The following is a 12,871-nucleotide window of genomic DNA, read 5'->3' as shown; positions in this document are numbered from 1 at the left end:
TTAGCCATTTTCTTTATTCCATCTGGACTACAGCTTACTTATCTTTTTTCATTGTAAATCTGGTCATAAATCGCCCCATTCACAAGATGTGTTTTTTGCGCTTTGGCCCAACCACCAAAGACTTTATCAATGGTAAAGGTCTGGATTTTCGGAAACTGGGCTGAATATTTGTTAGCGACTTTGGCATCCCGCGGACGGAAGAAATATTTCGCAGCAAGCTCCTGCCCTTTCGGTGAATATAAATAGTTCAAATAGCCTTTTGCCAGATGGGTAGTGCCATTTTTATTCACGTTCTTATCGACAATCGCTACCGATGGTTCGGCCAGAATTGAAATCGATGGATAGACAATATCGTACTTGTCTTTACCCAGACCTTGCGTCGCCAGCAAGGCTTCATTTTCCCAGGATAAAAGCACATCACCAATGCCGCGCTCGGCAAACGTCGTCAGTGAACCACGGGCACCGGAATCTAAAACTTTGACATTTTGATAAAGTTTTTTCACCAGCTCTTTGGCTTTCGCATCATTACCGCCTGGCTGTTTCAGTGCATAACCCCAAGCAGACAGGTAGATCCAACGTGGCGCGCCACCAGTTTTCGGGTTTGGGGTAATAATGTCCACACCCGCTTTGGTCAGATCATTCCAGTCTTTGATTTGCTTTGGATTGCCTTTACGCACCAAGAATACAATCGTAGACGTATAGGGTGCCGAATTACTCGGAAACTCTTTTTGCCAGTCTTTCTCGATTAAACCGGCATTGACGATTTCTTCGATATCATTGGCCAAGGCCAAGGTTACGACATCGGCCTGCAAACCATCGACCACTGAACGCGCCTGCTTGCCTGAACCGCCATGCGACTGTTTAAAATTAACCGTTTGTCCGGTTTTCTGCTTCCAGAACTTGCCAAATTCTTCGTTATATTCCTGATAAAATTCACGGGTCGGGTCATAAGAGACATTCAGGAAATCTTTGGCGACGGAATTCTGTACAGCTGTTCCAACTAAAATTGTCAAGATTGCGGATGCTATTATTTTTTTCATCTGATGTAACTCTTTGTTTATATGAGCTGCACTATACAAATCAAAAATAAGCATAACAATCATGCATTTATAACAATATCTACAATCTATTGATGATTTTGAGATATCTTCTAACAATTAAATCCGGATACATATTCTGCTAGAAAAGTAATCTTCTGCTACAATATAAGACAGTTCTTCACGCTCTCTTCACAGTTGTCTGTTAAAAATAGGCCACCAAAACAGGAAATTACGATTTTTGGTAATTTTCCACAGAGTTATATTATTTCTTTTGTAAAAAATGTGACTTGGTTCTACTTCTTTATGATCAACTGTGATTAAATTGTAGGCAGAGTATTAAAAAAACATTTTTAACAAAATAAAACCAACCCGAAGTAAGGAGGAAGTTTGGATATGAAATTTACATTATTCACAGCCAGCATCCTAAGCCTGATTATGTTGTTCTCGATTCAACTCGGTCATGCCGTCGTTGTGAAGACAGATTTGCCGAAGCCTACAGTAAGCACTGTTGAAAGCAAGACTTCGCCGATTGAAAAAGCGATTCAGCAACAAAAAACTGAAAAAACACTTCAAACAGAAGATAATCTCAAAGTCTTGACTGCATTTAAAGTCGCACCTTCGCAAAATTTCTTTGCAGAACAGAATTACCGCTTCACCCGCTTTGTCCAAAGTATTTTTTCGAGCGCTCATTCTTAATCAGCCTCAACAGCGCTGAATATTCCCGGATTTAAAAGCCACATCATTCAATGTTGAATAAAGCATTAAGTGATGTGGCTTTTTCGCTATAATAGCTGCAATTTTATATCTAAGATTAGATCCGGCTATGACTGTTCGTACTCGTATTGCACCTTCTCCTACTGGTTTTCCGCATGTAGGTACTGCCTATATCGCCTTGTTTAACTTATGTTTTGCTAAACAGCATGGCGGTGAATTCATTCTTCGTATTGAAGATACTGACCAACTGCGCTCAACGCCTGAATCTGAAAAAATGATCCTGGATTCATTGCGCTGGTTGGGTCTGAACTGGTCTGAAGGTCCTGATGTCGGTGGCCCGCATGCGCCGTACCGCCAGTCAGAACGTATGGATATCTATAAAAATTATGCCTTGGAACTGGTAGAGAAAGGTCATGCCTTCTACTGTTTCGCAACTGCAGAAGAACTGGATCAAATGCGTGCAGAACAGCAGGCACGTGGAGAGTCGCCACGTTATGATGGTCGTGGTCTAAATCTTTCTGAAGAAGAAGTGGAGCGTCGTTTGGCCGCTGGTGAACCACATGTGATTCGCATGAAAGTACCGACTGAAGGTGTATGTAAATTCAATGACATGCTGCGTGGCGAAGTCGAGATTCCATGGGCGCAAGTAGACATGCAAATCCTGCTGAAAACCGATGGCCTACCAACCTACCACTTGGCTAACGTAGTAGATGATCATTTGATGCAAATCACCCACGTAATTCGTGGTGAAGAATGGATTCCATCTGCGCCGAAACATCAGTTGCTGTATCAATATTTTGGTTGGGAAATGCCGATACTATGCCACATGCCACTGCTGCGTAACCCGGATAAATCTAAGCTGTCTAAACGTAAAAACCCGACCTCAATTAACTATTACAGAGACATCGGTGTACTGCCTGAAGCCTTGTTGAACTACTTGGGTCGTATGGGCTGGTCAATGCCAGATGAAAGTGAAAAATTCACTTTGGCTGAAATGATTGAGCATTTTGATATCAAACGTGTATCCCTCGGTGGTCCGATCTTTGATGTTGAGAAATTGAACTGGTTAAATGGTCAATGGATCAAGGCACTCAGCCCGGCTGAACTTCTAGACACCTTATTGGCCTGGAAAGCAGATCGTGCCAAATTAGAAGAAATTGCAGCTGCGATTCAACCGCGTATTAACCTGCTGTCTGAAGCTGTGAACTGGTCTGCACATTATTTCAACCATTTCCCGACCCTGTCTAAAGAACAGTTTGAAAGCAAGAAACTGTCGGATGAACAGGTACGTCAAAGTCTTCAATTCGCAATTTGGCGTTTAGAAAGCCTGTTTACTTGGAATAACGACACGGTGAGCCAGACCTTGATGGACTTGGCGACACAGATGGAAATCAAGCTACGTGATTTCATGCCTGCGTTCTTTATTGCGATTGCCGGTTCGACAGCCTCTACCCCAGTCATGCAAACGATGGTGACCATTGGTCCGGATTTAACCTTTGCACGTTTACGTCATGCGCTAGAAATTGTCGGTGGTCCAAGCAAAAAAGAGCTGAAAGTCTGGGAAAAACTCAATGAAAGCTTAAAGTTGCCGAAAAATGAAGCAATTGATCAAGCTTAATTAATTTTTGTGTTGACGTGTGAGCGCGATATCCCTAATATAGCGCTCACACAGACTGGGGTCATAGCTCAGTTGGTAGAGCGCTACAATGGCATTGTAGAGGTCAGGAGTTCGATCCTCCTTGACTCCACCAAATCAAGTCTTGCTTTAGCTGTGTTATTTGCCTCAATTGTCCCTATCGTCTAGAGGCCTAGGACATCGCCCTTTCACGGCGGTAACCGGGGTTCGAATCCCCGTAGGGACGCCATATTCAAGATCATCGTAATATATATGGTGATCTTATAAAAAACCCAAGCATTGCGACTTGGGTTTTTTATTGCCTGTATATTTTATGTTGGGCAATATTTCGGTTTCTTCGCATCTTCCGATAAAATAATCAGTAATTTAGAATTTTGGAGTTGTAATGCAATATCGTTGCCCTAAGTGTCAAAGCCCGAAAATCATGCCAGTGGCCCAGCCAGGTCAAGCAGCTCCACGTCCAGTGGTTCCTAAAAGCTTAATGTTTCTGGTCCCTGCCCTGTTCCTTTTGCTATTACTGGTTATTATTAGTATCGCGATGTGGATTTTTGGCGATGGTGCAGGTACCACTTTACAGACTGCCACTGTGATCGTCTTTATTTTTTCCTTGATCGCAGGCTTTATGTTCTATAAGGACTTACCTGATTTTAAAATTTCAATGCAGGCATTCATGCAAACCCAAAAGAAATGGAAATGCCGTGAATGTAATCATGAGTGGGAAATCTAATTTACCCTCCACCCTATAATAAACATAAAAAACCAGCCCTGAGGCTGGTTTTTTTATTTACAAAAGTCGGAGATGATTAAACACCGATTTTGCGATATTTTTGACGCTTCGCTACAAGATCATCACCATCACGCTTACGGCGATATTCTTCAAACTCAGCATAGTTACCGGTGAAGAATTCAGGTGTTTCACCTTCGAATGACAAGATGTGCGTTGCAATACGGTCCAGGAACCAACGGTCATGCGAGATCACCATCACAGTACCTGGGAATACCAGAATGGCATCTTCAAGTGCACGCAAGGTTTCGATATCCAAGTCGTTTGATGGTTCATCGAGTAGGATAACGTTTGCGCCCATTTGCAGGATTTTCGCAAGTTGTAAACGGTTACGCTCACCACCTGACAATTGACCTACGCGTTTTTGCTGATCTTGGCCTTTAAAGTTAAAGCGACCGATATACGCACGAGATGCGATTTCGTAATCACCAATCTTCAAGATGTCTAGACCGCCAGACACTTCTTCCCAAACGGTTTTGTTGTTATCTAAGGTGTCACGGATCTGACCGACATAAGCCACTTTAACCGATTCACCCAGCGTTACCGTACCGGTATCTGGTTGCTGTTCACCAGTCATCATACGGAATAGCGTGGTTTTACCTGCACCGTTCTCACCCACGATACCCACAATTGCAGCAGGTGGTACTGTGAACGTTAAATCTTTGTACAGTAAGCGATCACCAAACGATTTGCTGATGCCTTCAACTTCTACAACCTTGTTGCCCAGACGTGGGCCAGGTGGAATGTAGATTTCAGAGGTTTCGTTACGTTGCTGGAATTCGCGTGAGTTAAGCTCTTCAAAACGCTCCATACGCGCTTTGTTTTTCTTTTGCTGACCTTTGGCATTTGAACGAACCCATTCAAGTTCTTTTTTCAATGCTTTAGCAAAAGATTCTTCCTGCTTGTTCTCTTGCTCTAAACGGGCATTTTTTTGCTCAAGCCAAGAAGAGTAGTTACCTTGATACGGAATACCCATACCACGGTCAAGCTCAAGGATCCATTCTGCAACGTTATCCAGGAAGTAACGGTCATGCGTAATCGCAACGATGGTACCCGGGAAGTCTTTCAAGAAACGTTCCAACCAAGATACAGATGAAGCATCTAAATGGTTCGTCGGTTCATCGAGAAGCAACATGTCTGGTTTAGACAGAAGTAAACGGCAAAGTGCCACACGGCGGCGTTCACCACCTGAAAGCTTAGATACATCTGCATCCCAAGCAGGCAAGTTCAATGCTGCAGCTGCTTGATCCATCTGGTTCGCAAGGTTATGCGCATCCCAAGTCTGGATAATCGCTTCAAGCTTCTCTTGCTCTTTCGCAAGTGCATCGAAATCCGCATCTTCTGCTGCATATTCAGCAAAGACTTCATCCAGACGTGCCAAGGCATCAAGCGGTTCACGTAAACCATCTTCGACGTTACCACGAACGTCTTTGCTTTCGTCTAAAGGTGGTTCTTGCTCAAGATAACCGATTTTTGTACCCGGTTGCGCACGCGCCTCACCAGAGAAATCTTTATCTACGCCCGCCATAATACGAAGCAAGGTAGATTTACCTGCACCGTTTAAACCAAGCACACCAATTTTAGCGCCTGGGAAAAATGATAAGGAGATGTCTTTCAGGATTTCGCGCTTAGGCGGAACCATCTTCGACACTCGGTTCATCGTGTAAATATATTGGGCCACGTAGGACTCCTCAACTGAAAAACCAAATGGGGTTAAAACAACCACCCCAGCTCAAAAAAGAGCGAAAAAATAATCGGCTATTATACGCAGAAAGCAGCGAAAACATAAGCCATTGCCATGAACTTCAATGCATTGTTACAAGTTTCTTGCTGATGTTTTTTTAAACAACTGTTTTCAGTAAAATAAATGACTCAAATCCAGGTCGATATATGAATATTTCATATATTTATTTCAATAAAATTGCACTTTTACTCATATGTGAAAATGCTACACTCAAGCCATAAACTTAAACAAGAAGATCAAACAGAATGAGCTATAAAGCAGAAACCCTTGCGATTCATGCAGGTTATACCCCTGAAGCAACCACCAAAGCTGTGGCAGTACCGATTTACCAAACCACGTCTTATGCCTTTGACAATACTCAACATGGGGCCGATCTCTTTGATTTAAAGGTTCAGGGCAATATCTATACCCGAATTATGAACCCGACCACTGCGGTTCTGGAACAACGTGTTGCAGCGCTTGAAGGTGGAATTGGCGCCCTGGCTTTGGCCTCTGGCATGGCTGCGATTACTTATGCGATTCAAACCATTGCTGAAGCCGGTGACAACATTGCTTCTGTGTCAACGCTTTACGGCGGTACCTATAACCTGTTTGCCCATACCCTGCCAAAACAGGGTATTGAAGTCCGTTTCTTTGATTATGAACAACCGGAAAGTCTGCGTGACTTGATTGATGAAAAAACCAAACTGGTCTTTGTCGAATCGATTGGTAACCCGCTGGGTAATATTATTGATCTGGAAGCCATTGCTAAAATTGCACATGAATATGGCGTGCCGGTCATTGTCGACAATACTGTTGCCACCCCAGTACTACAAAAATCTTTCGATTTCGGTGCGGATATTGTAGTGCATTCCCTGACCAAATATATCGGTGGTCATGGCAATTCCATTGGCGGCATCATTGTGGATAGCGGTAAATTCCCGTGGGGTAAATACCCTGAACGTTTCCCTGCCCTGAATACGCCTGACCCAAGCTACCACGGCGTCAACTACGTCGAGGTTTTGGGTGAAGCTGCTTATATCGCTCGTGCCCGTGTGGTGCCGCTACGCAATACCGGCGCTGCGATCAGTCCGCAGAATGTGTTTTTGATTCTGCAAGGTCTGGAAACCTTAAGCCTACGGATGGAACGTCATACCAAAAACGCACTGAAAGTCGCTGAATATCTGCAAAAACATCCGAAAGTGAAATGGGTCAATTACGCTGGCCTGAAAGATCATCCACAGCATGCCTTGGCACAAAAATATGTGAAAGGTAAACCGTCTGCCATTCTGACCTTTGGGGTAGAACATGGTCTCGAAGGCGGCACACGTTTTATTGATGCCCTGCAATTGTTCACCCGTCTGGTCAATATCGGCGACGCTAAAAGTCTGGCCTGCCATCCGGCGACTACTACGCATCGTCAGTTGAATGCTGAAGAACTGAAATCTGCCGGTGTCAGTGAAGATATGGTTCGTCTTTCCATTGGTATTGAACATATTGATGACCTGATTGCCGATCTGGAACAGGCGCTGGCGACCGTTTAAAAACGGTGCCCGAGCCGATTCGAAACCTCATCATTTTGGTGAGGTTTTTTTATTTATTTTCTAAAACAGCCACTTGCTTTGCTTTTTATTTTCATGTTAAAAGTTAAATGAAAGAGTGAACACAAATAGAGCAATTACTCTAATTTTTATTTTAATTTCAATAGTTTAATTTATAGATTTTCCTGAAGAATTGGTTATCATATCTGGACTCACCTTCGCTCTCATCTTCTGTTAGAGCGCCATAGACCTTTAATAAAAATAATTTGAACGCTGACTTCAAATTAGGGATAACAAATGTGAAAACTAGACTACACAAACAACTGGAAAAATCTGTTGCAGGTAAAACCGTCCTGATCACCGGCGCATCCAGCGGTATTGGGTTAACGACGGCACATCAACTGGCCGATGCAGGTGCGCATGTTTTACTGGTGGCCCGTACTCAAGAAACCCTAGAACAAGTAAAAGCAGACATTGAAGCCAAAGGCGGCAAAGCCTCAATCTTTCCATGCGATTTAAACAATATGGAGGCGATTGATGAGGTCTCCAAACAGATCATTGCCTCAGTCGATCATATTGATATTCTGATCAATAATGCGGGTCGTTCGATTCGTCGCGCCGTGCATGAATCGGTCGACCGCTTCCATGATTTTGAACGAACCATGCAGCTGAACTATTTCGGCGCCGTGCGTCTGGTCATGAATATCCTGCCGCAAATGATGATTCGTCGCGCGGGTCATATCATTAACATCAGTTCGATTGGCGTACTGGCCAATGCCACCCGTTTTTCGGCCTATGTTGCTTCAAAAGCTGCGCTGGATGCCTTTAGTCGCTGTCTGTCTGCAGAAGTACATTCGCACAAAATTGCAATCACCTCGATCTACATGCCTTTGGTACGCACCCCGATGATTGCACCGACCAAAATCTATAAATATGTACCGACACTTTCTCCGGAACAGGCGGCTGACCTGATTGCCTATGCAATCGTGAAACGTCCGAAGAAAGTCGCCACCGGTTTGGGTCGTCTGGCATCGATCACCTACTCAATAGCCCCAGATATTAACAACGTGTTGATGTCGATTGGTTATAACCTGTTCCCAAGTTCAAGTGCCTCTGTGGGACAACCACAAAAACTGAACCTGGTACAAAAAGCATATGCGCGTCTGTTCCCGGGCGAACACTGGTAATTTTTACTGGAATAATTTCCTGAAAATACAGGCCGCCTACCGGGCGGCTTTTTAATGCTTCAGTCTTGAAACATCCAGATCAAAGCCGGTGATTCTGATGTATACACGACACAGCCTGTCCTGTCGATACAGATTTTTGTCGCAAATGCTGCGAGATCACGTACACTATCAGCGGATATTTCCTATCCGTATTTTTATATTTTGATTGAAATGATGGAAACCCTTATGAACAACGCGCAATGGCTCGATGAAGTAAAATTTAACGAACAAGGATTAGTCCCTGCCATTGCCCAGCATCATCAAACTGGACGTGTATTGATGGTGGCCTGGATGAACCGTGAAGCCTTGGCTTTAACTGCCGAAAAAAATCAGGCGGTGTATTTCTCCCGTTCACGCAGCAAGTTATGGCATAAGGGCGAAGAATCAGGACATTTTCAAACCGTACATGAAATCCGTCTGGACTGTGATGCCGACGTGATTGTGCTGCAAATTGAACAGCATGGTGGCATTGCCTGCCATACTGGCCGTGAATCATGCTTCTATCGCAAGCTCACGCCAAATGGCTGGGAAATTGTCGATGCACAGTTGAAAGATCCCTCTGCGATTTATGGCGAAAAATCCACGAATCCGCATACGCTGGCGATGGAAGCGTCAACCGCCCAATCTGAACAGGTCGAAGTCCTGTCTTATCTGGGTCAGATGATGGCAGAACGCAAACAGGCCGATCCAGATTCATCTTATGTGGCCAAGTTGTACCATAAAGGCCTGAACAAGATTCTGGAAAAAGTCGGTGAAGAAAGCTTTGAGACCGTGCTGGCAGCCAAAGATTTTGATCAGAATGCTTCCGCAGACCATAAAAATGATCTGATCTATGAAGTGGCAGATCTGTGGTTCCATACTATCGTCATGCTCGGCTATTTCGACCTGGATGTGCAATTGGTATTAAATGAACTGGCACGTCGCCAAGGCTTATCCGGCCTGGTTGAAAAAGCCAACCGTCAGCATTAAGCCTTGAATTCATCTGTGTCTGATTTAAAAAAACCGACCGCGACCTATGAGCAGGCGACTGCCATTGATAACGCACGTCTGGGTAAATCCTTTAAGGTGATTGCCTATGCGGGCACAGGTAAAACCACTACCCTGCAAATGATCAGTGATGCCATGCCACAAAGACGTGGCATGTATCTGGCTTTTAACAAGGCCATTGCCAGTGAAGCACAGGCCAAGTTTCACCGGGGTGTCGATTGCCGTACTTTTCACTCGCTGGCGTTTCGCAGTGTTCCACGTGGAGTCACCGACAAACTGCGCTTGCCACGCTTGAGTCCAAGTTTTATTGCCAAAGAATACCGGCTTGAACCGATGACCATGCGCCGTATGATGGGTGGGCGTTATGAAAAATATGTCTTGATGCCTTCGCGTCTGGCAAGTTTGGTTGCCAATGCGGTCGGCTATTTCTGCTCGACCAGTTCGCAATACCCTGCCCCACGGCATATTCAGGCGCCGAGCTGGTTGCATCCGGATGATATCGAGACTTTACAGAAGAAACTTTATCCGGCAGTCGAACGACGCTGGCTAGAGTCGATTGATCCAAATCATCAGGCCGGCATCGGTCATGACATTTATCTGAAGCTCTGGGCGCTGTCCGAGCCAAATATCCCGGCCGATTATGTACTATTCGATGAAGCTCAGGATGCCGATCCCTTAATGCTGGGAATTCTACTGAAACAGCGCAGCACCCAGGTGATTTATGTCGGAGACGCGCATCAGCAGATTTATGCCTGGCGTGGCGCAGTCAATGCCATGCAGCAACTGCCCTTACCTGAATCGCGCCTGACCACCTCATTTCGTTTTGGTCCTGAAATTGCCCTGAATGCCAATGCCATTTTAGGTGCCTTAAATGAAACTGTGCCTTTACTCGGCAATCCGCTATTAGATTCTAAAGTCGTGAATAAACCGCATACCAAAATGCGGGATGCAATTTTATGCCGGACCAATGCCCGCGCCATGGAACTGTTATTAGCAGGTTTAGTTCGTGGCGATAAAGTCAGCCTGCAAGCCGATCACGTCAAACTGAATCGTTTTGTCGATGCGGCTGCCATGCTGAAACAGGGCAAACGTGTGGTTGATGTGCCGGAACTGGCCTGGTTTAACTCCTGGCATGATGTCCATGAATACTGTGAAACTAATGAAGGCAGTGACATCAAGCCACTGGTCAAACTGGTGGACGAACATGGCACCGATCCGCTGAAAAAAGCTCTGGCTAAAATCACACCAATTGCCCAGGCCGACTATATTATTTCCACGGCACACAAGGCCAAAGGTCTGGAATGGGATCGGGTTCATATTGAAGATGACTATCAGTTTAAGCTGAATGAAAAAGACCATAAAATTAGTGATGAAGAATTAAGATTACTTTACGTGGCCTGTACACGTGCTAAAGTGAGTTTAAATATTCATCACATTTATGACCTGATTCAGCAACTGAAGATCAAAATGCCACAGTCGCTTCGGCAGGCAGTCGGTTAAAGTGCATGGCATGGATGTAAACCTCATAGGACAGGTGATCTATGCACATCCAAGCGTTTCAACTGAAACATACCCTGCATTTTTCCGACATTCAGCTTCAGTTTAATTATCCGCAATGCCCGGTCACCTTGATTCTGGGCAATCAGGGAACTGGCAAAACTACGCTTTTACGTTTTAGCTATCAGGCACTGACCTGGTTTGCAGCCCGTTATCGCGACAGCCGTGCTGCCGGTCTTGTGATGCAAGATCAGGACATCATGCAAAACCGGCTGCAATCCAAAATTGACATCCGGATTGGTTTTCCTGAAGAGATGGGCAGCTTGCCAGAATCCAGTCAGTCTGAGCCTGCGAACCTACAAAGCTGTTCATGGCAAATCTACAAGACCCTAAACAGTCAGGGTCTGGGTTTTAGCAAAGCAGAAACCTCACAGCTTGAAAGCATGCTCAGCCTGTATCACAAAGCCCGCTTGCACGATCCCCTGCTCGGTTTGCCCCTGATTGCCTATTATCCTGCTGAACGCTTTACCAATGAAGTCAATCTGCTCAGCAAAAATAACCCGGCCATTCTCCAGTCCGCACATGCTTATGAAATCGCTGCGATTCCTTTCACCACCTTTGCTCGTTTTTTTGAATGGTTTCGTGAAATCAGTGATATTGAAAATGCGCAAAGTGCCAAGATTATGGACCAGATTTTGGCGCGTGCCTTGCAGCAGCCTGAAAACAGTCGCGGAGATGAACTGGCTCGGCAGATCGAGAAAGCCCAGGCACATCTGCATGCACCAAATCTCACCGCTTTAAAACAGGCCCTGTCGCTGATCCTGCCAGAAGTCAGCCAGATATATTTAAAATACCAGCCCAAGCTGCAACTGATGGTAACCTATCAGCAACAGACCTTTAGCTTCCAGCAACTGCCCAACAGTATCCGCAACTGGATTGCGCTGGTGGGTGATATTGTGCGGCGTCTTTGTCTATTGAATCCCAATAGTTTATTTCCATGTCAGGAAGGTACAGGTGTTTTACTGATTGATGCGATTGATCATCAACTGGATCAGGAGATGGCAGCAGTAATCCTGTCACGCCTGCATCAGGCTTTTCCTAACTTGCAGATTATTGCAACCGGCAACCGGCCTGAATTACTAGAACAGGCGCAAGGCTTTCAATGTCTGAAACTGGAAAATAAACAGCTGCACCCCATTCATCTTGAAAGTATGAAAACCCAGTTTGATCAGATCTACGCAGAGCTGGAATTGCAGCGAAATAAAGACCTATCTTCCGAAGATACTTTATTGGAAACGGTCACCGAACCCGTCACACTGCTTGCAGTATTGCAAATGATCCGGGAACAGCTCAATCCGGAACAGCAACAAGAATTGCTCGCTTTACTTGCTCAGGAGCATCATCCGACGCTACCTCAGTCGCTCTAAACAGATTCAAAAAAATAAGAGCGACTGTTTGAGTAAACAAGGAAGCCTTTTCAGCATTCTCTTTTTGCCCTGATTAAACTATTTTGAGTCAAATTTACAATCAATGCCTGCAATTTAATCTTAATTTTCGGTCACTTCTGGATGATCTGTTTAAGCATGCAGCGCCTGTTAAAACCGAGCCGGCGTATAATTTATAAGTTCTACATAAAAACGTTGATGTTGTTGTTATCCTGTAATATGATCGGTTTTATTTGCGAATTTCATTGTAAAATCGGAATTTGCTATCGTTTATAAGT

General features: G+C 44.7%; 10 protein-coding genes and 2 tRNA genes. 10 read left to right on the top strand and 2 right to left on the bottom strand.

Going from position 1 to position 12,871, the window contains the following annotated elements; all coding sequences use genetic code 11:
- Positions 1-38 precede the first annotated feature (38 nt).
- Complete coding sequence (locus ACO1B7_RS08460; RefSeq protein ID WP_044109073.1) at positions 39-1,040, bottom strand: sulfate ABC transporter substrate-binding protein; 1,002 nt, start codon at positions 1,038-1,040, stop codon at positions 39-41.
- A 393-nt stretch (positions 1,041-1,433) separates the two neighbouring features.
- Between ACO1B7_RS08460 and ACO1B7_RS08455 the strand changes: the two genes are divergently transcribed.
- The 5 genes from ACO1B7_RS08455 (at position 1,434) to ACO1B7_RS08435 (ending at position 4,117) form a co-directional block, all read left to right on the top strand.
- Positions 1,434-1,736, top strand: coding sequence for a hypothetical protein (locus ACO1B7_RS08455; RefSeq protein ID WP_004281126.1), 303 nt, complete (start codon positions 1,434-1,436; stop codon positions 1,734-1,736).
- 127 nt (positions 1,737-1,863) lie between these two features.
- The gene (gene gltX, locus ACO1B7_RS08450) at positions 1,864-3,372 is read left to right on the top strand and encodes a glutamate--tRNA ligase (protein WP_044109007.1); all 1,509 of its coding nucleotides are present in this window, start codon (positions 1,864-1,866) and stop codon (positions 3,370-3,372) included.
- Positions 3,373-3,429: 57 nt separating this feature from the next.
- Positions 3,430-3,505 (top strand) — tRNA-Ala (locus tag ACO1B7_RS08445).
- A 38-nt stretch (positions 3,506-3,543) separates the two neighbouring features.
- Positions 3,544-3,619 (top strand) — tRNA-Glu (locus ACO1B7_RS08440).
- A gap of 156 nt (positions 3,620-3,775) precedes the next feature.
- Positions 3,776-4,117, top strand: a complete 342-nt coding sequence (locus ACO1B7_RS08435) for a membrane protein (RefSeq protein ID WP_044109005.1) — start codon at positions 3,776-3,778, stop codon at positions 4,115-4,117.
- Between the two features lie 76 nt (positions 4,118-4,193).
- Here the strand turns inward: ACO1B7_RS08435 and ettA are convergent, their stop codons facing one another.
- Positions 4,194-5,855: an energy-dependent translational throttle protein EttA gene (ettA, locus tag ACO1B7_RS08430; protein WP_044109003.1), complete on the bottom strand. Its 1,662-nt coding sequence runs from the start codon at positions 5,853-5,855 to the stop codon at positions 4,194-4,196.
- A 308-nt stretch (positions 5,856-6,163) separates the two neighbouring features.
- Here ettA and ACO1B7_RS08425 point away from each other — a divergent pair, with 308 nt between their 5' ends.
- The 5 genes from ACO1B7_RS08425 to ACO1B7_RS08405 all read left to right on the top strand — a co-directional run bounded on the left by ACO1B7_RS08425 (position 6,164) and on the right by ACO1B7_RS08405 (position 12,575).
- Complete coding sequence (locus ACO1B7_RS08425) at positions 6,164-7,441, top strand: O-acetylhomoserine aminocarboxypropyltransferase/cysteine synthase family protein (RefSeq protein ID WP_044109001.1); 1,278 nt, start codon at positions 6,164-6,166, stop codon at positions 7,439-7,441.
- Between the two features lie 296 nt (positions 7,442-7,737).
- Complete coding sequence (locus ACO1B7_RS08420; protein ID WP_044108999.1) at positions 7,738-8,625, top strand: SDR family NAD(P)-dependent oxidoreductase; 888 nt, start codon at positions 7,738-7,740, stop codon at positions 8,623-8,625.
- A 225-nt stretch (positions 8,626-8,850) separates the two neighbouring features.
- Entirely contained in the window at positions 8,851-9,633 is a 783-nt protein-coding gene (gene hisIE / locus ACO1B7_RS08415; protein ID WP_004644932.1) for a bifunctional phosphoribosyl-AMP cyclohydrolase/phosphoribosyl-ATP diphosphatase HisIE, read from the top strand.
- A 15-nt stretch (positions 9,634-9,648) separates the two neighbouring features.
- A complete protein-coding gene (locus tag ACO1B7_RS08410) occupies positions 9,649-11,151 on the top strand; it encodes a UvrD-helicase domain-containing protein (RefSeq protein WP_004281118.1) in 1,503 nt (500 codons plus the stop codon).
- Between the two features lie 41 nt (positions 11,152-11,192).
- On the top strand, positions 11,193-12,575 hold the full coding sequence (locus tag ACO1B7_RS08405) for an ATP-binding protein (RefSeq protein WP_423090040.1): 1,383 nt from the start codon (positions 11,193-11,195) through the stop codon (positions 12,573-12,575).
- Positions 12,576-12,871 lie beyond the last annotated feature (296 nt).

Source organism: Acinetobacter lwoffii (assembly GCF_049367455.1).
Classification (GTDB): domain Bacteria; phylum Pseudomonadota; class Gammaproteobacteria; order Pseudomonadales; family Moraxellaceae; genus Acinetobacter; species Acinetobacter lwoffii_W.
The sequence above is the reverse complement of the archived record's forward strand: the minus strand, read 5'-3'. Positions and strand labels throughout refer to the sequence as shown.

Excerpts from the sequence above, each read along its gene's own strand:
- ACO1B7_RS08455 (WP_004281126.1), top strand. The coding sequence starts at position 1,434 with ATGAAATTTACATTATTCACAGCCAGCATCCTAAGCCTGATTATGTTG.
- gltX (WP_044109007.1), top strand. The coding sequence starts at position 1,864 with ATGACTGTTCGTACTCGTATTGCACCTTCTCCTACTGGTTTTCCGCAT.
- ACO1B7_RS08460 (WP_044109073.1), bottom strand. The coding sequence starts at position 1,040 with ATGAAAAAAATAATAGCATCCGCAATCTTGACAATTTTAGTTGGAACA.
- ACO1B7_RS08405 (WP_423090040.1), top strand. The coding sequence starts at position 11,193 with ATGCACATCCAAGCGTTTCAACTGAAACATACCCTGCATTTTTCCGAC.
- hisIE (WP_004644932.1), top strand. The coding sequence starts at position 8,851 with ATGAACAACGCGCAATGGCTCGATGAAGTAAAATTTAACGAACAAGGA.
- ACO1B7_RS08435 (WP_044109005.1), top strand. The coding sequence starts at position 3,776 with ATGCAATATCGTTGCCCTAAGTGTCAAAGCCCGAAAATCATGCCAGTG.
- ACO1B7_RS08425 (WP_044109001.1), top strand. The coding sequence starts at position 6,164 with ATGAGCTATAAAGCAGAAACCCTTGCGATTCATGCAGGTTATACCCCT.